This is a genomic window from Chitinophaga oryzae, assembly GCF_012516375.2.
GTDB classification, from domain to species: Bacteria; Bacteroidota; Bacteroidia; order Chitinophagales; family Chitinophagaceae; genus Chitinophaga; species Chitinophaga oryzae.
Window position 1 is genome coordinate 2,785,045 of sequence record NZ_CP051204.2, and the last position, 23,386, is coordinate 2,808,430.

General features: G+C 53.2%; 19 protein-coding genes. 13 read left to right on the top strand and 6 right to left on the bottom strand.

The features are described 5' to 3' along the window. Position 1 precedes the first annotated feature (1 nt). Positions 2 to 1,453 (bottom strand): sulfatase family protein, encoded by a 1,452-nt coding sequence (locus HF324_RS11680; protein ID WP_168802630.1) that lies wholly within the window; start codon positions 1,451 to 1,453, stop codon positions 2 to 4. 72 nt (positions 1,454 to 1,525) lie between these two features. Next, a complete protein-coding gene (locus tag HF324_RS11685) occupies positions 1,526 to 2,320 on the bottom strand; it encodes a DUF3658 domain-containing protein (protein ID WP_168859832.1) in 795 nt (264 codons plus the stop codon). A gap of 100 nt (positions 2,321 to 2,420) precedes the next feature. On the opposite strand from HF324_RS11685, the gene HF324_RS11690 reads away from it, so the two are divergent. From HF324_RS11690 to HF324_RS11750, 13 genes are all read left to right on the top strand, one after another. Then, positions 2,421 to 2,750: an ArsR/SmtB family transcription factor gene (locus HF324_RS11690; protein ID WP_168802632.1), complete on the top strand. Its 330-nt coding sequence runs from the start codon at positions 2,421 to 2,423 to the stop codon at positions 2,748 to 2,750. 25 nt (positions 2,751 to 2,775) lie between these two features. Further along, positions 2,776 to 3,237 (top strand): SRPBCC family protein, encoded by a 462-nt coding sequence (locus HF324_RS11695; protein WP_168802633.1) that lies wholly within the window; start codon positions 2,776 to 2,778, stop codon positions 3,235 to 3,237. A 54-nt stretch (positions 3,238 to 3,291) separates the two neighbouring features. After that, a complete protein-coding gene (locus HF324_RS11700; RefSeq protein WP_168802634.1) occupies positions 3,292 to 3,873 on the top strand; it encodes a hypothetical protein in 582 nt (193 codons plus the stop codon). Positions 3,874 to 3,949: 76 nt separating this feature from the next. Beyond that, positions 3,950 to 4,537, top strand: coding sequence for a TlpA family protein disulfide reductase (locus HF324_RS11705; protein WP_168859833.1), 588 nt, complete (start codon positions 3,950 to 3,952; stop codon positions 4,535 to 4,537). A gap of 96 nt (positions 4,538 to 4,633) precedes the next feature. Further along, the gene (locus tag HF324_RS11710; protein ID WP_168802636.1) at positions 4,634 to 5,272 is read left to right on the top strand and encodes a GntR family transcriptional regulator; all 639 of its coding nucleotides are present in this window, start codon (positions 4,634 to 4,636) and stop codon (positions 5,270 to 5,272) included. A gap of 366 nt (positions 5,273 to 5,638) precedes the next feature. Further along, entirely contained in the window at positions 5,639 to 8,713 is a 3,075-nt protein-coding gene (locus tag HF324_RS11715) for a SusC/RagA family TonB-linked outer membrane protein (RefSeq protein ID WP_168859834.1), read from the top strand. Positions 8,714 to 8,731: 18 nt separating this feature from the next. Further along, entirely contained in the window at positions 8,732 to 10,198 is a 1,467-nt protein-coding gene (locus HF324_RS11720; protein WP_168802638.1) for a RagB/SusD family nutrient uptake outer membrane protein, read from the top strand. 37 nt (positions 10,199 to 10,235) lie between these two features. Beyond that, the gene (locus HF324_RS11725) at positions 10,236 to 11,486 is read left to right on the top strand and encodes a glycosyl hydrolase family 28-related protein (protein WP_168859835.1); all 1,251 of its coding nucleotides are present in this window, start codon (positions 10,236 to 10,238) and stop codon (positions 11,484 to 11,486) included. Between the two features lie 37 nt (positions 11,487 to 11,523). Continuing rightward, the gene (locus HF324_RS11730; protein ID WP_168859836.1) at positions 11,524 to 12,846 is read left to right on the top strand and encodes an aspartate aminotransferase family protein; all 1,323 of its coding nucleotides are present in this window, start codon (positions 11,524 to 11,526) and stop codon (positions 12,844 to 12,846) included. After that, positions 12,843 to 14,021, top strand: a complete 1,179-nt coding sequence (gene dgoD, locus HF324_RS11735) for a galactonate dehydratase (RefSeq protein WP_168802641.1) — start codon at positions 12,843 to 12,845, stop codon at positions 14,019 to 14,021. Before HF324_RS11730 ends, dgoD begins: the two co-directional genes overlap by 4 nt. Positions 14,022 to 14,031: 10 nt before the next feature. Then, the gene (locus HF324_RS11740; RefSeq protein ID WP_168802642.1) at positions 14,032 to 14,796 is read left to right on the top strand and encodes an SDR family NAD(P)-dependent oxidoreductase; all 765 of its coding nucleotides are present in this window, start codon (positions 14,032 to 14,034) and stop codon (positions 14,794 to 14,796) included. A 12-nt stretch (positions 14,797 to 14,808) separates the two neighbouring features. Next, a complete protein-coding gene (locus HF324_RS11745; protein WP_168859837.1) occupies positions 14,809 to 16,167 on the top strand; it encodes a hypothetical protein in 1,359 nt (452 codons plus the stop codon). Then, entirely contained in the window at positions 16,164 to 17,735 is a 1,572-nt protein-coding gene (locus HF324_RS11750) for an SLC5 family protein (protein ID WP_168859838.1), read from the top strand. Before HF324_RS11745 ends, HF324_RS11750 begins: the two co-directional genes overlap by 4 nt. Positions 17,736 to 17,738: 3 nt before the next feature. Here HF324_RS11750 and HF324_RS11755 read toward each other — a convergent pair whose 3' ends face one another. Genes HF324_RS11755 through HF324_RS11770 form a run of 4 tightly spaced genes read right to left on the bottom strand, consistent with a single transcriptional unit; the run spans position 17,739 to position 23,041 of the window. Next, positions 17,739 to 18,809 (bottom strand): LacI family DNA-binding transcriptional regulator, encoded by a 1,071-nt coding sequence (locus HF324_RS11755; protein WP_168802645.1) that lies wholly within the window; start codon positions 18,807 to 18,809, stop codon positions 17,739 to 17,741. A 45-nt stretch (positions 18,810 to 18,854) separates the two neighbouring features. After that, the gene (locus tag HF324_RS11760; protein ID WP_168802646.1) at positions 18,855 to 20,219 is read right to left on the bottom strand and encodes a putative oxidoreductase C-terminal domain-containing protein; all 1,365 of its coding nucleotides are present in this window, start codon (positions 20,217 to 20,219) and stop codon (positions 18,855 to 18,857) included. A gap of 4 nt (positions 20,220 to 20,223) precedes the next feature. Then, on the bottom strand, positions 20,224 to 21,774 hold the full coding sequence (locus HF324_RS11765) for a PQQ-dependent sugar dehydrogenase (RefSeq protein ID WP_168802647.1): 1,551 nt from the start codon (positions 21,772 to 21,774) through the stop codon (positions 20,224 to 20,226). Positions 21,775 to 21,796: 22 nt separating this feature from the next. Beyond that, positions 21,797 to 23,041 (bottom strand): Nramp family divalent metal transporter, encoded by a 1,245-nt coding sequence (locus HF324_RS11770; protein ID WP_168859839.1) that lies wholly within the window; start codon positions 23,039 to 23,041, stop codon positions 21,797 to 21,799. Positions 23,042 to 23,386 lie beyond the last annotated feature (345 nt).

Consider the following 23,386-nt stretch of genomic DNA (forward strand, 5'->3'; position numbering starts at 1 on the left):
TTTATGGATGGATGCGCAGGGCGTCTTCCCATTTTAATCTGCCGGGGAATCCCCAGCTTTTTTTTGCAGGATCGCAGAAGTCGCCATAGGCGTGCATGTCTGCATAAAGCTGCGCACGTAAAGCAGCGACTTTTTTCTGATAGGATTTTTCCGGCGCCAGGTTGTGTTTTTCCAATGGATCTTTAGAGAGATTAAAAAGCTGTACCGGGTGTGCACCGTCAACGTTATATATGATCAGTTTCATGTTGTCTTTTACAATGGCCCGCTGCAAATTGGCGTAGCTCATAAAAAGCCGGGGACGTCCTTTGAATGCCGGCTGCGTAAAGGCTTTATTCAGGGACTGGCCGCTCACCGTAGCGGGTTGCGGTATGCCGGTGATATCGCACAATGTAGAGAAGACATCGCTCAGATAACAATAAGCATCCGTTTGCCGGTTGGCCGGAATGCCGGGGCCGCAGAAGATCAGCGGTACCCGCATGGAATGATCGTAGAGGTTTTGTTTGCCCAGCAGGCCGTGCTGCCCTACTGCGAGGCCGTTGTCTCCCGCAAATACAATAATGGTATTGTCATACTGGCCGCTTTCGCGCAAGGCTTGCAGCACTCTGCCTATTTCGTGGTCCACTTCACTGATCATCGCATAGTATTTGGCAATCTCCTGTTTTACGCTGCCGGGCTCGCGGGGAACGGGCAACAACTGTTCGTCGCGCACGGTAAGTTCACCATTGTCGAACGGATGACGCGGCAGGAAGTTACCGGGTAACGAGATGCGGGAGGTATCATAACGTGACAGGTATTCCGCCGGCGGCGTACGGGGATCGTGCGGCGCGGTAAAAGACACGTACATCAGGAATGGCTGCTGTTGCGGTTCCTGTAGGAAACGGATGGCGGCGTCGGCATAATATACAGAGGAGAACTGATTGCCCGTGAAAGCGTTGTTGTATTTCCCGCTGCTATCATAGTGGTGGAGGCGGGGCGTCAGGTGGCCGCCTGTTTTCTCCTGGTGCATGCCACCCATGAAGATGTTGTCTCCATTGGCGAAGGAGCGGTTAAAAGACGCGAAATCGCTGTGCCATTTACCGGTGGCAAAAGTGCGGTAGCCCTGTTCCCGGAACATTTCCGGAAAGGTCTTCTCGGTAGCAGGGATAAGCCCTCCGTCTCTATGTACCTGGAATACGGTGCGGCCGGTCAGTAACATAGCGCGGCTGGGCGCACAGACGGCGCCGCCCAGGGAGCCCATGATGTGCGCCTGGGTGAAGGTAGTGCCACTCTTGACCAGCTGGTCGATGTTGGGGGTGTGAATTTCCTGGTTGCCCAGCGCGCGGATGGTGTTGAAACGCTGGTCATCTGTAAAAAGCACCAGTACGTTGTACCGTTTGGGTGATTGTGCATGAACAAGCATGTTGACCGGCAAAAGGCATAACATACACCACCATCTTACTACATGAAATCGCATCAGCAATAGTTTTGCATGAAAATACACCGGTATTCCGAGGCGGGGTTGTATTATTTTCTCAAAAGCCGATGGCTAAATGCTGCGGGCGGGTTTTCGTTTGTAGGGCAGTCTTACCCGGAAGGCTCTCAACTCGGTGCGTGGAGCATCTGCTATGATGCGTCCTGTAATGATCAGATGTTCCAGCCGGGAGCAGAGGAATGCGTCATTGACATTGTTGCGGGTATTGCTCAGTCCCAGCACCTGTCCAATCACCCTGATTGCGGATTTCCAGCGCTGGTTACATTCTGCCAGCAGCCGGTCGTCATAAGCTGAAAGTTTCAGAAACTGCAACATTCCGTTCTTATCACATTCTCTGAGTAATTCCGGCCGGGATACGATGGTATCGTATTCACGGGCGAGCGCGTGCCGCTTCATGTCGTCCAAAGGTACAGCCTGATGGGCCATCGGCGCCAGTTCTTCATCGGAATATATATAAAGGCTATAGTGGTTTTGTTTCGGTGGTACTTTTACCACCATAACATTAACGGGTATGTTTTCCAGCCAGCGGCAAGCCATCCTGAGGAATACATAGTCGTCTCCATCGCCCGCGGCCCATATAATCAACTGTGTCGGCGGTAGGTGCCACAATCGTTGCTGTAACCGCAACCAGGGCGCAAAGGCGTTCGGTTCGGCATCCGACCAGTTAACACCTTCTTTCCGGAAATTCAGGCTCCGGAGAAATGCTTTCCTTTTAATACCGTCGTCCAACGGGCCGGTGCCGGGTATATCGTTGACCGCATACGCTTCCCCTGCCAATAGCCCTTTCCTGATAGCAGCTGACAGTATGTCGAAGGCAATGATAGAGGCCGTGAGGTGTAAGTCTGACATACAATGAAAATAGTCAAATCGTCCCGGTTGAAAACTTTTATTTTTTTGTAACCGATCGGTTACCTATATTTGTAACTGAACGGTTACAAATACAACTTTTATGCGCAGAGATGTTTTCCAGGCGATAGCAGACCCTACGAGAAGGGAAATTATTCACTTGCTGGCCGACAGGTCATTGAGCTTAAACATGGTGGCGGACCATTTTGATATCAGTCGTCCCGCGATATCCAAACATGTGAAGATACTCACGGAATGTGGCCTGATAGTTATTCAGCAGCAGGGCAGGGAGCGTCACTGCAGGGCGGATTTGCATCAGCTAAAGGAAGTGGCGGAATGGGTGGAGCGCTACCGCCGGTTCTGGAATAAAAAACTGGATGCCCTGGAGGCTTTCCTGGAAGAGGATAGTAAAAAGAAAAGAAAGAAGAAATAAATATTCACGCTATAAATCACGCTTTATGAAACATCAACCGCTGGTCGTTGAACGGTTACTGAATGCACCTGTCAATAAAGTTTGGGAGGCATTGACAGTAAAAGAAAAAATGAAAGTATGGTACTTTGAGGTATCTGATTTTAAACCTGAAGTAGGGTTTGCGTTTAGTTTTACAGGCGCAGACGAGGGTGTTGAATACATCCATCATTGTGTGGTGACGGCCGTAGTTCCCGCAAGGAAACTGTCCTACACCTGGAAGTATGAAAATTATGAAGGCGAATCCCTGCTGACGTTTGAACTACAGCCGGAGGGGGATAAAACACGATTGATATTGACACACGAAGGACTGGAGACGTTCCCGCAACATCTGAAATCCTTTACGAGAGAAAGTTTCACCGGTGGCTGGAATTACTTTATCAACAATGCGCTGCCGAAGTACCTCGATCCGGAATTTATACCGGCGCCTGAGAGTGAAACCCGTTGCTAGGGCTAAAGCAGGGGCCATGTGTTGCTTTTCGGATGAAGGGCTTACATTTGAATTATGAAGCAGGAGACATTAGACAAAATAGAAAAGCTGGGTGGCAACATTCAACGGGCGAATGGTGCCACCTTTCAGGAAATATGGGAGGGCATTACCTTCGGTCATCCGCTTTGGAACAAAGACTGGGAAGGGTATGGGCTGGATAAATTTTATGAAGAACATCAGGTATTATATAACAGCGATCCGGAGATGTTCTACAGCCGGCTGCTGGCGCATTATTTCTCGGACCATGAAATTCCTTACGGGCAGGATTTCTTTCGTTCATGGCTCTTTACACCTTTTAAGGCCGGCTCCCGCGATGAAGGGGAGCTGGACGGGCTGGTGGAAGAAGATGAGGTCCGGGAAACTGTACAGGGCAGTGATATGGACTTTATCTGTGTCTTCTCTTCCTATGGCTATCCGGACCATTACTTTGTGTGCCTGACGGACCCTCATCCGGAAAATCCGACGGTATATGGCACGGACCATGAAGTGTATTTCAGTGAGATCCGTAACTACGGGACACTGGAGGATTTTTTGGACAACTATATGACAAAAGAAGAGTTTTTACAGGTAGCGAAAGCGTATTTCAAAAACCGTTGACCGGATTTCACCAACATCATTGATATCACATCCCGGGGCGCTCCATGGCCCTGGGATTTTTATTATCTTGCCCTTTATGCGCCGATCTTCTTTTTCTGTATCCAATGTTATTTACACCTTGTTGTTAGGTGGATTGCTGGCCATTTTGTTCATCCCCGGAGGGAAGGTGTGGTTCCTGCAACAGCTGATGAAAGTGGGTTTGTTCCAGCCGGCAGTCCCAAAAACGGCGGACGATGCCTGGCCGGCGCCGGAGATGCTTTTCCGTAATGCCGCCACAGGAGAACCGGTAGCATTGTCTTCCCTGAAAGGAAAGGTGGTGTTTATTAATTTCTGGGCTACCTGGTGCCCGCCCTGCCGGGCGGAGATGCCTTCTGTTGACCGGTTGTACCGGCAATGGAAAGATAATCCCGGCATGGCGTTCCTGATCGTGGATGCCGACGGTCAGCCGGAAAAAGCAGCTGCGTTCATGCGGGACAACGGTTATGTGTTGCCCGTTGTTATGCTGACAGGAAATGTGCCTCAAAACGTATACGATGGTACGCTGCCCACCACGCTGATCATAGATAAGGCGGGCCGGATCGTATTCCGGGAAACCGGTGCGGCAGATTACAGCAGCCGCAGGCTGGAAAAATATATCCAGCGGTTGCTGGCCGAAAAACCGTAGTTTTTGTAAATTTTGTGGGCGTTGACCGCTAAAAGCACATAGCTATCTCCAAAATTGTTTACTTTTGAATAAATATTTAGTTTACATTATTTTACTATGAAAACAGATTCATTAGCCAATAAAGTGTATGTTGAGTTGCGTCGCAAAATCCTGTCCAACCAGCTGGTGCCGGGTATGCGGCTGAAAGAAGACGTGTGGGCCAAGAAGACGGAGGTTAGCCGGATGGCGGTGCGGGAAGCGCTGACCAGGCTGTTGGGCGAGAATCTGGTCGTGTTTGGGGAGAAGGGTGGTTACTTTGTAAAGTCCATGACGGCCGAAGATATCCGCCAGATCCGCGAGTTGCGCGAACTGCTGGAGCTGGGCGCCATCCGTATGGCCGTTCCGAAGCTCGGTAAAGCAGATATTACCGCACTGGAAAAGATCTGCGACGACTTTAGCAATATGGTGAAGAGTGGCTATATGAGCGGCGCCTGCGAGGCGGACATGAAATTCCATGAAACCCTGATCGCGCTCTCCGGCAATAACAAACTGATGGAGATCTACCAGTCCAGCAATATTCCCCTGTTTCATATGAAGCTGGGCAAGATGCTGGTGCAGATGGACGACTACGAACAAACCGATGAAGAGCATCGCGCCATCCTCCAGGCCCTGAAAAATAAAGATGTGAAGAAGGCAGAAGAAGCGCTGGTAAAGCATTTGCTGCGCGGAGAAGTCACCACCCTGGAAGAAGAATAGCCCCTCCTTATTTTCCCTTTTACTCCCGGATTTCCCCTTCCGGGATTTTTTCGCAAATATTTTTTTGTTTACAAAATTTGAATATATTTGTAAACAGAGTGGCGAGCAACTGACCGATCCCGGCCGGTACCAAAGCCAACGTTATGTGAAACTTGCGGGCAGTGCCGACGCATCGTGTAGCCGCGCCCGTATCATCAACCTGTAATGCCGGCATATGTTCTTATCAATCTGACGGAACAGTGAACGGTCCATAAAGTAAATCGCGAAAAAATCATCCTCCACTGAAGCGGATGAGATGTCAACAGCACCGGCGCATGACTTATCATGCGCACGGGATTATCTAACCATTTTTATCTAACCAGAATTATGAAAGGAACACACCTTTACCTGTTTGCAACCCTGCTGTCGCTCGCCGCAGGTCTTTGCAAGCCACAAAAGCTGGTAGCACAGGAGGTCAGGGAAATCAAAGGGACAGTACTCGACAGTGCTACCCAGGCTGCGCTTCCGGGTGTCACTGTATTTATCAAAGGCACCCAAACCGGTGCATCTACCAACGCGGAAGGCCGTTTTACCATCCGCGCCACCAGCAACGATGTGCTCTCCTTCACCTACATCGGTTATGATAAAAAAGAAACGGCTGTTGGCAACCGTAATACTGTTTTTATCTCCCTGCCTCAGAGCAAAACAACATTAAATGAAACAGTGGTTATCGGTTATGGTGCAGTAAAGAAAAGTTCGGTAACTGCCGCTGTAGCCAAAGTGGAAAATAAAATACTCGACCAGGTACCTGCCGGCCGGCCGGAAGCGGCGCTGGTAGGCCGCATGGCCGGCGTAAACATTTCACAGTCACGCGGTCAGGCGGGCTCCGCACCCACCATCCGTATCCGTGGCATCGGCTCCATCAGCGCGGGCAACGATCCGCTGATAGTCATCGATGGTATCCCCGGCGGTAACCTCGGCATGATCAACATGAATGATGTGCAATCCGTGGAAGTGCTGAAAGATGCGTCTTCCGCAGCGATCTACGGCTCGCGTGCAGCCGGCGGGGTTATCCTCGTCACCATGAAAAAAGGCGTGGCCGGTAAACCCAAATTTAACTTCAACGGCTATGCAGGCCTCGGTAAAGCCATTGTGCACAACGACTGGATCACCGGCGATGAATACTACAACTACGCTGTTAAATACCAGAACCGCGAATACGGCTGGGTAGGCGGCGACGTTAGTCTCCCGGTATGGGGCGACGCCAGAAGGCCCGCCGCCTACCAGGTAAGCGACGTATTGAAAACCGGTCACGTAATATGGCAGGACGCTGTCATGCGCACCGCCCCCATCCAGAGCTATAACATCTCCGCCAGCGGCGGTACCGACAAAGCCACTTACTATGTGGCGGCCACTTATAAAGATGAACAAGGCTCCATGGTCAACACATGGTTTAAAACCTACGGCCTCAGAGCCAATGTAGATGTGCAGGCCAGCAAAGTGGTGAGTGTAGGCTTTATGCTGAATCCCACCTATTCCAAACGCCGCTATAACCCTTCAGAGATTCCTAACTATTCCAAATATCCTTCTTTTGTAGACGTGCAGCGTCCCAACGGTACCTATCCCACAGCCCGCGAATACTGGGGCGCTGTAGTCACCGGACAGGTAAACCCGATGGCTACACTGCAGGGCTCTGAATACTATGGCAGCAGCTTCAGCAACATCGGTGAAGCCTATCTGAAACTAAACCTGGCCAAAGGCCTGAGCTTCCGCTCTTCCGTGGGTACCACCATGGACTTCAGCAACCGCGATGAGTTCCAGGCTTCCTGGGCCACCAGCGCCGCCAAAAATTCAGGTACCGATATTACGACCAACAATATCAATATCCTCAACGAAAACGTGTTGAGCTACAACACCACCTTCAAGGGGGGCCACGACCTGTCTGCCATCGCCGGCGCTTCCTATCAGCGTAACGACAGCAAGGCGGTAAACCTCTACGCTGTCGCCGGCAGCTATAATAACGATATCGTACATACGATGGGCAACGCTACCCTGGCGCCCAACAGCAATACCGTGAAAAGCAAATGGGGACTTATTTCCTACTTCACCCGCGTGAACTATGGTTATAAAGATAAATACCTCCTGTCAGCCTCCATCCGTACAGACGCCAGCTCCCGCTTCGGTCCGGACAACCGCTGGGGTTACTTCCCCTCCGTATCCGCCGCCTGGCGCGTAAAACAGGAGAGTTTCCTGAAAGACTTCCAACCGATCAGTGACCTGAAGCTGAGAGCCAGCTGGGGCGTGACGGGCAATTTCAACATCGGCGACTTCCAGTACCTCGGACTGATGGGCAACACGTTCTATTCTCCCGGTAACGTGGTGTCCAAAGGACAGGCGGCCATCAGCTACGGTAACAGCCAGCTCGGCTGGGAGAAAACCAAAGGCATCGATATCGGCGGTGAACTGTCTGTCCTGGACAACCGTATCAGCATCGTCTTCGATTACTACGACAAACGCACCACCGACCTGCTGTACAGCATGCCTGTACCGGCAACCACCGGTTTCGGTACTACCATGACCAACATCGGGGAGATACGCAACCGCGGGATAGAGTTTGAAGTGAATACCCGTAACATCGTCGGCAAATTCAACTGGCAAACATCGTTCAACTATTCCCGTAACCGCAATACGGTAGAAGACCTCGGCGGCGTCAACAATGTGATCATCGCAGACCCTTCTTCCAATATGAACTGGATCCTCCGCGTAGGGGAGCCCATGTTCTCCTACTATGGTTATAAGATCAACGGTATCTATAAAGATGCCGCCGATGTGGCGGCCAACCCGGGCATCGCCGGCTCCCGCCCGGGCAATCCGAAATTTGAAGATACCGATGGCAATAAAAAAATCGATGCCAACGACAAACAGCTGCTGGGCAACTTTCAGCCCAAAGCCATCCTTGGAATGGTGAACAATTTCTCCTACAACAATTTTGACCTGAGCATCGCCATGCAGGCATCCCTTGGCGCCAAAATGTACAACTACGAAAACCAGTTTTACCAGGGCGCCCTGCTCGGCGCAATGCGCCGCTCGCTGGTGGAAAACCAGTGGTGGTCGCCATCGGACCCGGGCAACGGGAAAGTGCCTGCCAGCGCCCTCAATACATTGGGATTCCAGACAATGTCTGACGCTTATATAGAAGACGCCTCCTTCCTCGCCATTCGTAACGTAAACCTCGGGTATACCCTGCCGGAAACACTTATCCGCAAACTGCGGGTGACCAACTTCAGGGTATACCTTTCTGCCAGCAACCTGTTCATCTTCACCAAAAAAGAATTCCATGGATATAACCCCGAAGGTTATACGAAAGGAGAAGTGAACGGGGTGGCCAGCATGCCGGGCGCCAACTACGGAGCAGAACCTATCAGCCGCATCTATGCGCTGGGATTCAACTTTAACTTCTAATCAGCAAAAGCGTATTCCATGAAAAAGAACAAACTATATATACCGGTACTCCTCCTGGCACTCGCCGGCAGCAGCTGTACCAACAGCCTGCTGAACATGACGCCGGATTCCTCCCTGACGACCAACAACTTCTATAAAACGTCCAACGATATGGACCAGGCAGTCATCGGTATCTACAGCAGTATGCAGGACCGTAAGCCGAAAGACTACCTGCTGATGGAGATGCCCGGCGACAACCTCTACATGGGCACTGCCATGCCCGGCGTAAATGATCTCGACTATCTCACCGTAAACGCGGAAAATACTGCTGTCGCTGATTTCTGGGAGAAATGTTTTTACGGCATCGGCCGCGCTAATGCTGTGCTGGAAAATATTGACCGCCCCACAGATTACGCCTCCGGTAAAAAGGAGCAGTTCGCCGGTGAAGCGAAATTCATGCGCGCCCTCTTTTATTTCGACCTGGTGAAACTGTTTGGTGGCGTACCCATGGTGACCAAAACACCGTCTATCAGCGAAGCGAAGAATATGCCGCGGGAATCGGCCGATAAAATCTATGAGTTGATTATCTCCGATTTAAAAGCAGCGATCGATCTGCTGCCGGCTCCCGCCACCGCGGCCAGGGGTCGCGCCAGCAAAGGCGCTGCCACAGGGCTTCTTGGCAAGGTGTACGTATACCGGAAAGATTGGGCCAATGCCAAAACTTACCTGGAAAAAGCCATCCGTGATTTTGGCTACCAGCTGGAACCCGGCTTTGCCACCCTGTGGAGCCTGGCTTCAGAAGACAACAAAGAAATCATCCTCGCCATTAAATATACCGATGGGTCCAATGGCCATTCATTGGGTATCGACTATGCACCGATCGGCGGCATCGCCGGTGTCGTAGGCTCGGGCAACCAGTACGCATTTCCTGCCTGGAGCCTGAACAAAAAATACGCGGACGGCGACAGTCGCAAGGCGTCCACCATCTCCGACTACGTGGTGAAAGCCACTTCTCCCAATGATCCGCCGGCATGGGGCCCTTATGTGAAAAAGTACGCGACCAAATTCACCGGCGCTACTTCCGGTCAGGACCTGCCCGTGCTGCGCCTTGCCGATGTCATCCTGCTTTATGCGGAAGCGCTGTACAACAGCGGTGACAAAGCCAATGCACTGATACAGCTGAATATGATCAGGGAAAGGGCTTTCGGAGATGCTGCGCACAACTACACTGCTGCTGACATTGCGGGGGCCGACAGCTTCCTGGATAAGCTGCTGCTGGAAAGACAACTGGAACTGGCCTACGAAAACGAACGCTGGCCCGACCTGGTGCGTACCGGCCGTTTCATGACGGTGATGACAGAAGAGGAGCGGGACTATAACCCGGCCACGGGCACGGCCACCAAAGCGACGCTGTCGCCCAGGGCTACGATGGCGGTTTTCCCGGTGCCGCAGCGCCAGATCGATCAGTATGCGCCCGGCGTACTGAAACAGAACGAAGGATATTAAAATCATCAGTAACCAACCATACGCTTAATTGTACGGGATGTTATACCAGGAAGGAATTGTTAAACGGATCATACTTGCCGGCATGGTAATGCTGGGTGGTATAATGTCCCATGCACAGCATGTGACCAGCGTGCGCGCTCATGGTGCCCTGGCGGACGGTAAAACGGACGACAGCAGAGCTTTTCAACGGGCAATTGCCAAAGCACAGAAGAACGGTACACGGAAAATATTTGTTCCGAAAGGGCACTATCTGATCGCGCAGCCCATCAGGCTACCATCCTATTTTACGCTGGAAGCCAGCCCGGACGCCTACATCGAACTGAAGCCATCCTGCAACCAATACCTGTTGCAGAATGAAGACCTGGTCAACGGCAACGCACATATTAAAGTGACCGGCGGCAAATGGAACGGCAACGGCTGGACGCAGACGCGCAGTATCCGCAGTACGGTCGACAGCTCTGAATTTTGTTTTGGCATGTTCTTCTACAAAGTACGGCAGCTGGAAGTCAGTAACCTGCAGGTAGACAGTACCCGCAGCTGGGGCATTGCTTACATGGAATGCGATACCGTACACATACACGACATCCGTTTTCAGCAAAACCCATTCAAAGATGCGCGGCATACCAGCGCCCTCGGCCAAAACGGTGACGGGGTGACCGGCGGCGGCAATCATGTCCGCATCGAAAATATCTCCGGTTTTACCAACGACGACCTGGTGGCATTTGCTGCGGGAGGCGCCTGTTTTCAGGGGAGAATGGCCCCCTTTCCCGCGGTGGATTACCGGGACGTCACCGTACGGAATATTACCCCTGAGAATAGCTGCGATTCCATTCCTGCACTGAAGGCGGTGGCTTTTTATACGTTTGAAAACAGGAAGGTGAGTGATATCACCATCGAAAATGTGCATGGTAATACAGCGATGGCTTCTGTCCTGTTTTACAGCCTTTTCGACAAGACCGGCTACTTCTCCAACGTAACCGTCAGGGATGTGTCGGGTGCCAATGTATACGGCCGCTCCACCCAGGCATGGTATCCCACGGAGTACGGCATTATCTGCGTGAGACAATCGGTGATAGACCGGCTGAATATCAGCCGCGTGAGCCGGGAGGAAAGGCGCTACGCCAATCCGCAGTTTTCGTTCGATAAACATACGATTATCGATTCTCTTAACATCGATCAGGTAGACATCCGGCATCAGCAAATACAGGGCGACCTGCTGTGGCAGGCTGCCGGTGCGGTCATTAAAAACAGCCGCATCACCGGGGTGTCTGTCCGGAACATGAAATAGGTGAGATTTTACATAAAATTTTAACAGCATCGCTATTATGAACGCATGGCCCAAATCATCTTCGCTTTTAAAGAGCAATGAACAATGGATACCCGGTGGCGTGGTATCACTGAACCGTAAGTCAGATCCCAATATTTGTTTTGTCAGCGGGCAAGGCAGCCGGGTGAAAGACCTGGAAGGAAATGAATACATCGATTACCAGGCAGGTTTCGCAGCGTCTTTCCTGGGACACAACGACCCGGACGTAAACAGGGCGGTACGCGCTGCGCTGGATAACGAAACACTCCTGATGGGCGCCGGTCCTACCAACCTCGAAGGTGAGTTTGCACAGCTTTTCTGTGACAGCGTACCTTCGGCGGAAAGCATCGAAATCACCACGACGGGGTCTGAAGCGACCTATCACGCGATACGTATAGCCCGCGCCGTTACCGGCAAAAATCATATCATCGTTATGCAGGGAGGTTATAACGGCTGGCATAACGACGTGGCCTGTAACGTGATCAGCAGCCTCGCGGATGTGGGCGAACGGGTAAGCCCGGGAGAGTATCCGTTCGATTCCCTTTCTGCCGGCATTCCGGAGGGCCATTCTACATTGGTGCATGTGATCAACTATAACGACATCGCCTCTGTGGAATATGTCCTGCGACGTTACCCGGTAGCAGCTATCCTGCTGGAGCCTGTCTTACAGAACATCGGCGTGGTAAAACCACAGGCGGGCTACCTGGAAGCATTACGCCGGCTGGCCGACGAACATGGCTTCCTGCTGATCTTCGACGAGGTGAAGACAGGTTTCCGGCATGCATTGGGCGGCTATCAGCAGCTGTGTGGCGTGACGCCGGACCTCAGCACTTTTGGCAAAGCGGTGGCCAACGGTTACCCTGTAGGCGTGATCGCCGGGAAGAAAAAATACATGGATTACTTCATTCATCCCGATAAAAGCAAAAAAGTACTGATCGCGGGTACCTTCAATGCACACCCGCTGACCACGGCGGCGGCCATCGCTACCGTACGGAAGCTGGCTGCTGCTGAATTTAAAGTGTACGATCATGTGAACGCCCTGGGACAAATGCTGGAAGAGGGCTTAAACGATATCTTCAGCACTTCCGGCCGGCCTTTTCATATTGCCCGCCAGGGTTCCGCTTTTTGTGTGTATTTTATGGACCACAACCCGGTGGATTATCATGACATATTGAAACACCATGATTTTACGTTTGATAAAACATACCGGTTGAAACTGATTGAAAAAGGAATTTTTAATTTCCCTTTACCGATCAAACAGGGTAGTATCTCTTATGCGCATACCACCAAAGACATCGAAGAAACATTAGATAAAACCAAATCAATACTGGCAGCGCTATGAAAATAACGGCGATAGAAACACAGGTTTGTCACGCGCGGATGCGCAACTGGATCTTTATCAAAATCGTCACCGACCAGCCCGGCCTGTGGGGATGGGGCGAAGCGACGCTGGAGTGGCACACGAGAGCGGTAGTAGGCGCTGTGGAAGATATCAGCCAGCTGCTGATCGGCGAAGATCCGCGCCGTATTGAATACCTGTGGCAGATGATGTACCGCCAGCATTTCTGGCATGGCAACGGTATCGTTCGCGGTACGGCCATCAGCGGTATCGACATCGCCCTGTGGGATATCCTCGGAAAAATTCACGGCGTGCCCTGTCATGAGCTGTGGGGCGGCCGCGTAAGAGATTATATCCGCCTGTATTGTCATCTGGGCGGCGGCAAAATGGAGGACTTCTATGAAACTCGCCCGGATGATGCCGGCCGTTTTGGTGAACTGGCGGCACGCGCTGTGGAGGACGGTTTTACCGCGTTCAAATCCATGGCCGTGCCGGAAACCATGCCGCTGGAAGGACTGAAGCCTGTCCGTTATGCGGAAGCTTGTGTGAGGGCTATGCGGGAAGCGGTGGGAGAGGACATCGATATCATGGTGGACTGTCACGCTCGTCCCAGCCCGCTGATGGGACTTCAATTTGCGAAGGCGCTGGAGCCGTACGGCTTGTATTTCTTTGAAGAGCCCTGCTGGCCGGAGACGATGGAAGACATCGCCCGGATACAACGGGCCGTGAAAACACCTATTGCCAGTGGAGAAAGGCTGGTGGGGGTACATGCTTTCAGAGATATGCTGGAGAAACGCGCTGTTAGCGTGATCCAGCCGGATATCACCCATTGTGGCGGACTGAGTGAAGTAAGACGGATAGCCGCGCTGGCAGAAGCCTACCGGGTGGCGGTAGCGCCGCACAACCCACAGGGGCCGGTAAGCACCGCGGCATCGATTGAGCTGGGCTTTGCCACGCCGTCTTATGCTATCTGTGAGAGTGTGCACAACGATGTGCCGTGGCGGGAAGAAGTGGTGAGCGAAGGCTTTACGGTAGAAAAAAAAGGAAGAATCGTAAAACCCAATCACCGTCCGGGATTGGGCATAGAGATCAACGAAGCGGCCGTGAAAAAACACCCTTTCCAACAGGAGGTGTTACAGCGGACGTTCTATAAAGATGGCAGTGTTGGTGACTGGTAAAACAGCAGTTATGGAAAAACTATTGGAGAAGAAAACAGTCCTGGTCAGTGGCGCCCTTGGCGACATCGGCAGGGCAGTGGCCCTGGCGTTTGCGGCGCAGGGCGCCGGCGTGGCGCTGGGGGACCTGCAGCCCGAGGCAGCAGCCCGGCCGTTGCTGGAGGAACTGATGGCGATGGGCGCACCCTGTCACTATACGCAGGTAGACGTGTCCGACGCAGCGGCGGTTGACCGCTGGCTGCAGGCTGCAGAAGCGGCGTTGGGACTGGTGAGTATCACCGTTGCCAACGCTGCTACCGTCACTATCGCCGGCCTGTACCAGATATCGGCGGAACAGTGGAGCCAGGAGCTGCGGGTGAACCTCGACGGCGCTTTTTATGTAGCGCGGGCGGTCACGGCGCGTATGCTGGAACAACGTATAACCGGCAGCGTTGTCTTCGTAGGCAGCTGGGCGGCGGAAGTGGCGCATAGCCATATCCCGGCGTACTCGGTGTCCAAAGCCGGTCTGCGCATGTTATCCAAATGTATGGCGCTGGAACTGGCGCCGCACGGCATTATGGTCAACGAGATCGCACCGGGCTATGTAGATGCCGGCCTTAGCCGCGTAGTATGGGAGCAGGCGCCGGAACAGAAAGAAAATGCGCGCCTGAAAACACCTGTTCGGCAGCTGATCACACCCCGGCAGGTGGCCCGCGAAGTAGTGCGCCTCTGTGATCCGGAAAACAGGCATATCACCGGCAGCGTGCTGCTGATGGATGGCGGCCTGTCTCTCTTGTAACAAACCAACGACATGACCAACTACCACGGAATCATAGGCATTGCCAGAAAAGACATCACGCCGCCGGTGGGCATCTTTGCCCGCAACTGGGGCGCTGCCACCCACGATGTGGCCGCCGGGGTGCATATGCCGCTGACCCTCACCTGTATTACCTTTCAGACAGCCGCTGCTACAGCGCCGCTGGTACTCATTTCCGCTGATCTCGGATGGTGGAAAAGCGCCGCGGACGAAAGAAATTTAAGGCACGGCATCCTGACAGCTTTGTCGCTGCCGGAAGAACGGTTGATGTTCTGTCTGACCCATACCCACGCGGGCCCCAGCACCTTCAGTGAAGATGCCGGTAAGCCCGGTGGTCATTTCATTATCCCGTACCTGCAGCAGGTGCAGCAGGCAGCCATCGATGCTGCCAGGGAAGCCATGGCCTCCGCGCAACCGGCCACGCTGACGTGGCAGTACGGCCGCTGCGGCCTGGCGGTCAACCGCGACTTTCCCGAACCGGGCGGCAGCCGGCTGGTGGTAGGATATAATCCCGCTGCCGCCGCCGATGATACGCTGCTGGCAGGCCGTATCACAGATGCCGCCGGCCGTATCATCGGTACGATCGTCAATTATGCATGTCATCCTACCACGCTGGCATGGGACAACCAGCTGCTGTCGCCCGATTACATTGGCGGCATGCGTAGCGTGGTGGAACCGGCTACCGGTGCGTTCTGTTTGTTTTTACAGGGCGCTTCCGGCGAGCTCTCGCCGGCGGAGCAATACAGCGGTGACACATCGCTGGCAGACGGCTACGGGCGGCAACTGGGGTTTGCAGTATTGTCCGTGCTGGAAGGCATGCTGCCGCCTGATACGGAACTGACTTACACCGGTGTAGTGGAATCCGGCGCCTCGCTGGCTATCTGGAAAAAAACACCTGTGCCGGCAGCGACTACGCTCATGGCGGAAATGACGGAAGTGGAAATGGTGCTGAAGCCAATGCCCTCGCTCGCAGAGATAGAAGCTTCCTGGGAAGCTTGTGAAGACCACGTCATCAAAGAACGGTTATGGCGGCAGCGGGGTATCCGCAAAACGGTGGGAGAAGGGACTGTCGCCAGGATGCCGCTGTGGATATGGCGGCTGGGCAATTCCATGCTGGCCGGCCAGCCCAATGAGGCCTACTCCGGCTTCCAGCTGGCGCTGCGGCAGGAGCTGTTTCCCGCAACTGTTGCCGTGATGAATATCGTCAATGGTTACGCCGGTTATCTGCCGCCGGAGGAATCGTTTAACCATCAGAGTTATGCGGTATGGCAAACGCCTTTTGAGAAAGGCTCCCTGGAGCGGCTGATACGCTCCGCCACCACTATTTCCCAACGAATGATTCAAACTGCATGAACCTGAACCTCACTTTGCCGGACGCTATTATATTCGGCGTATATATTCTCGGCGTTATCGGCCTTGGCATCTATGCCTCGCGTAAGGCACAGCAGACCAAACGCGACTATTTTCTGGCAGGCGATAAGCTGCCCTGGTGGATGATCGGTGGTAGTATTATTGCTGCCAATATCAGCAGCCATCACCTGGTAGGAGCGATGGGAGTGGCTTACAGCAGGGGCTTTGTAGCCATCGCCATGGAGTGGGGCGCTATCCTGATGGGTTTTAATGCGCTGCTATGGATATTTCTGCCTTTCTATATCCGCAACGGCTTTTATACCGTACCCGAATTTCTTGAGAAACGTTTTGGCACCGCCGCCCGTACTACCTACGCCGGCCTTATCCTGCTAACCTATGTGCTTGTGGAAATCAGTGCGGTACTGTATCTGGGCGCGTTGTCATTACATTCCCTGCTGGGCATCTCCGTGATGACCAGCGTTGTGATACTGGCAGCTATCACCGGTGTATACACGATCGCCGGAGGATTGCGGGCGGTGATATATACGGAGATGTTGCAGCTGATAGTACTCGTGATGGGTGGTATTGCGCTCACCATCGCGACGGTGAACGCCGCCGGTGGCGTGAGCGCCATTACCGATACGGTTAAGGATTGGGACCTGATCCTTCCGGCGAATGACCCCGATTTCCCGTGGACGATGTATCTCGGCGGGGTGCTTTGTATCAGTGTGTTTTACTGCGCTACCAACCAGTTTATCGTGCAACGGGTACTGGCTGCTAAAAACGAATGGCATGCCCGTATGGGAGTGGTCTTTGGCGATTATCTGAAGTTCCTGGTGCCCGTAATCATTACCGTGCCAGCGCTGGTGGCGCCTAAACTGTTTCCTGACCTGGAAAAACCCGATCTGCTGTTTCCTACGCTGGTGGAGAAGTTGCTGCCTGCCGGTCTCGTCGGGTTGGTCATGGCCGGCCTTATCGCCGCTGTGATGTCACATCTTTCCGGCGCCATCAATTCCTGCACCACCATCCTGACGGTTGACATCTACCTGCCTTATTTCCGTAAGAAAGCGACCGAGGCAGAGGCGGTGCGTTTTGGACGTATAGCCGGCGCCGTGATTATTGTCATCGGTATCCTGTGCACAGGACTGTTCCTGACCCATTCCAAAAAGCCGATCTTCCTGTACCTGATGAATGCCTACGGGTTGTTTACCCCTGGCATTGCAACGATGTTCCTGCTGGGCATCCTGTGGAAACGCACCACACACGCGGGTGCGCTGGCAGCCGGTATCCTCACGATCCCGATGTCGGTGGCCATGGAAATCATTTTCCCCGCCATGCCTTTTTTTAACAGGACAGGCATTGTTTTCTGGAGCTGTGTGCTGCTGTGCATTGTTGTGAGCCTGCTGACCAAACCGGTACCGGAAGCCGAACTGAAAGGACTGATCTGGAACCGGGAAAGCCTGAAGCTGCCGGCAGACCTGTTGCAGCAGTCGCGAGGGTTACGTAACCCAACCTTATGGTGGGCATTGATTACAGCGGTTGTGTTATACTTCTATATCGTATACGCATAAGCGTTACGGCTGGATATAAAAAGCATGGTTTTCTTTCGTGATAATATCGATCGGCATAAAATGCGTTTTCTCTACCGGCACTTTCATAACAAGATGCTGGTAAAGCGTCATAATACCGCGATATCCCTGTTCCTGGGGCTGTTGGCAGATCAGGAAATCAATATGTCCCTGGTCGAGGCGTGAAACATTTTCTTTGGTAAAGTCGTAGCCGATGAGCAGGAGGTCTTTACCGGGACTGTGTTTCTCCAGGTAGCGGGAAACGGCGGCAACCCTGGAGTTGGTAACGAAAACGGCGCGAACGTCGGGATACTGCTGAAACGCTTTCGAGAGTTCTTTTTCAATAGAGGCCTGATCTGTTTGACGGACGTCTTTTTTGATGATAGGCCGTTTGGTGTCTTTAAAGTAGGCGCGTAGCCCTTCTTCTTTGCGAAGCAGGTGGTGATGGTCTTCTATCTCATGGGAGATGTTGAGCACCAGCACACGTGCGTTGCGGGGCGTGCAGTAGTGTATCAGCTGTCCTGCCTGATAGCCGCTGCGGAACAGGTCAGGCCCGATGTAACAGAGGCTCTCCTGCTGAGGAATATCAGAGTTGATAAAAACGTAGGGGATATTGCGCTCTCTGCAGGAACGGATAAACGAAACAGATTCTTCGATAAAGGAAGGCGCCAGCAGGATACCGTCCACCGGATTTTTAAGTACCTGTCTGGTGACTTTTACAAAAGACTTCCGGTCGTTGAGGTCGAAGTAATAAGGATCTACCTTCACACCGAACTGTTTGATTTCCTCTTCTGCTTTCTGTATGCCGGCCACCGGCAATGTCCAGAAGTCGGTTTCCTGCGATGATACTTTGGGCAGCACGGTAGCCAGCCGGAGTACATGGCGGGATGCCAGCCGTCTGGCCAGTATATTGGGCTGATAGTTCAGCTCCTGTATGATGGCTTCTATTTTACTTTTTGTTTTTGGGGAGACGCCGGGCCTGTTATGGATAACCCTGTCCACCGTGGCGATGGCCACATTGGCCCTTCGGGCGATCTCCTTCACACCGAGGGGTTGTTCGGCCGTTTTTTTCTTCATATCGGTTGATGGTTATAATTTTTCCAAATATACTATAATCCGGGGTTACTGTTTTTTTGCCAGCGCCAGCGCCTGCGTGGTAGTGTAGTATTTGGCCAGCATATTGGGCACTTCCCAGGCGGGCATGTTGTTGTTCCGGATGTATTCGAGGAATTGCTGCATCACCCTGCCGAAGAGCGCTTCGTGCTTTTTGGACAGCGCTTCGGGGATGACAACTTCCCAGCCTTTGTTATTTTCTTTCAGCGAAAGTCCCGGATACTGCTGCGCCAATTTGGCGATATGCGCCGCGACAGTTTTCGCATAGGCGCTATCGTGATGCCGGGCAGACTCGATGTACAGTACGGGTTTGTACTGCTGTTCCGCTCCCTGGCGGATGATCAGCGACGCTTTTGTGCCCCGCAGCAGCGAATAATGCGTGTCACCGGTGCCTTCCGGCGCCTGGTAGTTCCAGGTAACGGATATATTGGCATGGATGCCTTTGATCGTATAGTCAAAAGAGCCGTTGGCATATACCTGCAGCAGACTGTCTTTACCGACGTTTTTCGCCAGGTAAGGCGGGAAAGCGGTCTGCCCGGTGATGTCTGCATATTGCTGCAGGCTCATGGTGGTGGCCCAGCGGCGGGCGCTGTCTACCTGTATGTCATGCTGAAAGTCGATCGTCTGACCCGGAAAGCAGGTCCATTGCACGAGGTCCACCAGGTGAGTAGTGACGTCTACGATACCTTCTCCCTGCTGGGTCTCATCCATATACCAGGCAGGGCGTACCATCGTTTTGCCGGCGACCAGCTTTTTGAAATGATGGACGCTGTTCTTGACAACGGCCGGGTTGCCGGGAGTACCGGTTTCCAGGGTGCCAAAAACATCCTGCAACTGCGAGAGTTCCCGCTGCAGGGTATTTCTGATTTCATACCGTTCGGTCATGATATCATAGAGCTGTACTTTTTTCGCTGCTGCTTCCCGGAAAGCTGCCTGCAGGGAGTCGAAGCCTGCGGCGTCGATAGCCATGGGTTTATCTGCCAGCACATGCTGACCGGCATTGACGGAGCGGCGGATGTAGGTGGCTTTGAGCCGGTTGTTGCCGGCAATTACCACGATATTGCCTGCGGGCTGCTGCAGCATTTTCTCCAGGTAGTCCGGGCCGGTGTATACGTCGGTTGCCCAGTGTACGGGCGGGTCGGTCTGTTGATTGAACCGTCCGATGCTGGCGAGGTACTGTTTTACTTCCGGTCCTTCGGGTGCAAACACACGGATAGTGGAATCTATGCCGGGGTACATCTGTTGCTGTACCAGTGAAGCATGGAAGTGCCCGGGATCTAACGCGATCAGTTGCATAGACGATTGTTTTTGTTGAGTAGTGCCGCATGACAGCAGGGCCGCTGCCATGCCGGCAAAGATAATATTTTGCTTCATGATGTCAGGGTTGTCTTTCCTGGGTGATAGTTACGGCGCTGATGCTGTCGGCATGGTTGCCCCAGCTGTTACGGATATACGTAGTAATGGCGGCGATCTCTCCGTCTTTCAGGAAGTTGAAAGCCGGCATCTGTTCGCCATAGCTGCTGTTCTTGCTTTTGGAGTCGCCGGTGCGGCCGTGCAGGATGGTTTGTACCAGCGGTGCGGCTTTGCCGGTAACGAGCGGGTTTCCTGCGAGCGGGGGGAAGGACGCCGGTACACCTTTGCCGTCAGGCTTGTGACAGGCTTCGCAATAATTTTTGTACAGCGTGGCGCCGCTGTTGGCGGCAGCCGTTACTGTTGCCGGTTGTGCATTTTCCCGTGTAGCCGTGGCAGGTACCGCCTGGCCGGGCTTCAGTGCCGCGATGCGCAGGATACGGTCGTCATGCGGTAAAGGAAAACCTTTGCCGGGATTCCAGTCGCGGTTGCTGGTGGCGATATATACGTCGCCCTCCGGAGAAACGCAGAGGTCCCGCAGCCTGCCGTATTTGCCGGCGAGAATGATCTCTTCCGCGGTGGCGGCGTCCTGTGCGTTGTTCAGGTGTATTACGTGAAGACTCGCCGCTTTGAGTGTTCCCAGCAGCAGGCTGTTTTTCCATTCGGGGATTTTACCGGAAGAATAGTAATCGATGCCGGCAGGTGCGATGGTCGGCGTCCAGGCTTTGAGTGGCGCGATGAAGGGGAAAGAGTCTGCATGGGCTTTCTCGTCCGGTCGGTCCGCGTATCCTTCGATGCGCGCCCATCCATAGTAGCCGCCTTTCCCGATGCGGTTCAGTTCATCGTCGGTGGCATCGCCATGTTCGGAGGCAAAGAGCAGGCCTTTGTCCGTGAATACCAATCCCTGGATGTTACGATGGCCACGGGACCACATGTAGTTGCCGGGATAGGGATTGTCGGCGGGCACGGTGCCGTCGGTATTGAGGCGTAACACTTTACCGTTGAGCGACGCGGTGTCGGGAGCGTTCTGATCGCGGGCGGCGTCGCCGGTGGAGAGCAGCACTTTGCCATCGGGGGAGATGGCCACCCGGGAACCGTTATGCCCGGTGTTGCCGGGCAGTTCGAGCAGCAGCAGCGGATCTTTCAGCGTATCGGCCGTATAGGTATACCGTACCAGTCTTGACACGATGGAGGAGTCTTTGTTCAGATGCGTGTAGTCTATAAACACGTAAGGTTTGTCCTTGTCGGGATGAATGGCCATGCCCAGCAGCCCGAGTGTACGATGACGGTATACTTCCGGAATGGTCAGCAAAAGTTTTTTGATACCGGTATGCGGATCAACTTTGCTGATGCTGCCGCTTTGTTCGGTGTACCAGATCTGATTGTCAGGTCCCCAGACGATTTCCCAGGGAACATTGAGATCGGAGGCGATGGTGCTGATACCCAGGATGGTTTTATCGAGTTGCAGCGTGGCTTCGATGGGCTGGGTAAACTCCGCCGGTTTTGCGGGCCGCAGCAGCCAGTAAGCGCCGGCGGCCACTATCAGGACTATCAAAAGAAGAATGCCGGTACGTTTCATACGGTGGTAACAGGTAGTTGGTTTAAGAAAAGAAGAGCGTAATGGCGTTGCTCACCGCCAGCAGCAGCATGATGATCAGGCCCGCGGCGCCTGCAATATTGGTAAAGGTGTTGTTTTTCATTTTGCCCATGATGGCGGCATCGTTGGCTACCAGGTACAAGGCGATACCGATGAACGGTACGATGAAGATGGTGACTGCCTGTGCCAGCACAATAAGCTCCAGCGGCAGTTTGCCAAAGGTGATGGCTACGCCGGCGCCGATCAGCATGATAACGGCGATAAACGTGCGTACCATGCGGGAACTAAGCTGACCGCCATATCCCAGCGCATCGCCCAGCAGGGTGCCTCCCAGCGCGGCATTGCCGAGGAGAGAGGAAAAAGAGGCGCCGAAAAGGCCGACGAGGAAAAGGGCGGAAGCAGCATTGCCAAATACCGGTTCCAGTGCGATCGCCATGTCGGTGGCGGTGGTGATGTTGATGCCGGCCGGATGTAATACGGTAGCGGCGCATATCATAACGGTAGCGCTCATAAAGCCGAGTATCAGCATGCCGGGCAGCGTTTCCCTGCCGGTCTGCACCACATCCGGACGAATGCGTTTACGCTCCTGTACCAGGTAGGACTGGTAGATGGCGCCCACAATCGAAAAGCACGAAGCCATGAAGGCGATGATCAGTTTCTGTGAGCCGGCCGGCACCGTAGGCACGAAGCCGGATGCGATGCCCGCTGCCGGCGGATGGGAGAGGACCATGGTCACGATAAAGGCAAACAACATCATGATGATGAGCGCTATCATGATCTTTTCCAGCATCCTGTAGAAAGTACGGAAGAACAGGATGCTGATGCCCGCTATGTTACAGGCGATGATCCAGACAGTTTTATTGGTATGGGTGGCTTCTGCCAGCGTAATGCCCGAACCGATGGAGTTGCCTGCCTGAAAGGAAGCGGTCACCAGGAAAACGCCTACGCCAATGGCGATGCGCGCTGGTCGGCCCCATTTACGGCTGATGGTGCTCAGCAATGATTCGTTGGTGGCAATACCTACCCGCGCTGCCATAGTGGTGAAGATGATCATGAAGAAGATAGCTACCGCTACAATCCATAACAGGGAAAAGCCATAGCCGGCGCCCATAATGGAGGCGATGGTGACCTTGCTGGGACCAAATACCAGCGCGGCCGTGATCAATCCCGGCCCGAGGGACTGCAGCCATGCCTTGTATTGACTGCCTTTTTGTGCGCTGCCCCCGGCGGTAACGGGAGCTTTTTCCATTGTAGATCCGGTTGATGACATCAGGTTGACTTTTTAACGTTTTTCGAATGTGTTGCTGATATTGGCTGAAGAGGTGTGAAATCCTCTGCGGTATTGACTTTGGATGAAGGCCGGTGTTTTTACGGGTACGTTACCGAAAGATAGGTACATTCTTCGGGAAAGAAAAGAATTTTTTCATACGGTCGTCAAAAAAAGATGGAAAAGTGATACTTTTAAATCTTAACCCTTCAGTGAGGCGTGAATAATACCGATTGCCCGCTGATCAATTTATAGAAAATGAAAAAAAATGTACTGTACCTTTTGTTGTGTGTAATGATGTTATCTTGTCAACAGAATGATTTTGAT

Bases quoted from the DNA above. Each gene is read 5' to 3' on its own strand.
- HF324_RS11680 (WP_168802630.1), bottom strand. From the start codon at position 1,453: ATGCGATTTCATGTAGTAAGATGGTGGTGTATGTTATGCCTTTTGCCG.
- HF324_RS11685 (WP_168859832.1), bottom strand. From the start codon at position 2,320: ATGTCAGACTTACACCTCACGGCCTCTATCATTGCCTTCGACATACTG.
- HF324_RS11690 (WP_168802632.1), top strand. From the start codon at position 2,421: ATGCGCAGAGATGTTTTCCAGGCGATAGCAGACCCTACGAGAAGGGAA.
- HF324_RS11695 (WP_168802633.1), top strand. From the start codon at position 2,776: ATGAAACATCAACCGCTGGTCGTTGAACGGTTACTGAATGCACCTGTC.
- HF324_RS11700 (WP_168802634.1), top strand. From the start codon at position 3,292: ATGAAGCAGGAGACATTAGACAAAATAGAAAAGCTGGGTGGCAACATT.
- HF324_RS11705 (WP_168859833.1), top strand. From the start codon at position 3,950: ATGCGCCGATCTTCTTTTTCTGTATCCAATGTTATTTACACCTTGTTG.
- HF324_RS11710 (WP_168802636.1), top strand. From the start codon at position 4,634: ATGAAAACAGATTCATTAGCCAATAAAGTGTATGTTGAGTTGCGTCGC.
- HF324_RS11715 (WP_168859834.1), top strand. From the start codon at position 5,639: ATGAAAGGAACACACCTTTACCTGTTTGCAACCCTGCTGTCGCTCGCC.
- HF324_RS11720 (WP_168802638.1), top strand. From the start codon at position 8,732: ATGAAAAAGAACAAACTATATATACCGGTACTCCTCCTGGCACTCGCC.
- HF324_RS11725 (WP_168859835.1), top strand. From the start codon at position 10,236: ATGTTATACCAGGAAGGAATTGTTAAACGGATCATACTTGCCGGCATG.
- HF324_RS11730 (WP_168859836.1), top strand. From the start codon at position 11,524: ATGAACGCATGGCCCAAATCATCTTCGCTTTTAAAGAGCAATGAACAA.
- dgoD (WP_168802641.1), top strand. From the start codon at position 12,843: ATGAAAATAACGGCGATAGAAACACAGGTTTGTCACGCGCGGATGCGC.
- HF324_RS11740 (WP_168802642.1), top strand. From the start codon at position 14,032: ATGGAAAAACTATTGGAGAAGAAAACAGTCCTGGTCAGTGGCGCCCTT.
- HF324_RS11745 (WP_168859837.1), top strand. From the start codon at position 14,809: ATGACCAACTACCACGGAATCATAGGCATTGCCAGAAAAGACATCACG.
- HF324_RS11750 (WP_168859838.1), top strand. From the start codon at position 16,164: ATGAACCTGAACCTCACTTTGCCGGACGCTATTATATTCGGCGTATAT.
- HF324_RS11755 (WP_168802645.1), bottom strand. From the start codon at position 18,809: ATGAAGAAAAAAACGGCCGAACAACCCCTCGGTGTGAAGGAGATCGCC.
- HF324_RS11760 (WP_168802646.1), bottom strand. From the start codon at position 20,219: ATGAAGCAAAATATTATCTTTGCCGGCATGGCAGCGGCCCTGCTGTCA.
- HF324_RS11765 (WP_168802647.1), bottom strand. From the start codon at position 21,774: ATGAAACGTACCGGCATTCTTCTTTTGATAGTCCTGATAGTGGCCGCC.
- HF324_RS11770 (WP_168859839.1), bottom strand. From the start codon at position 23,041: ATGGAAAAAGCTCCCGTTACCGCCGGGGGCAGCGCACAAAAAGGCAGT.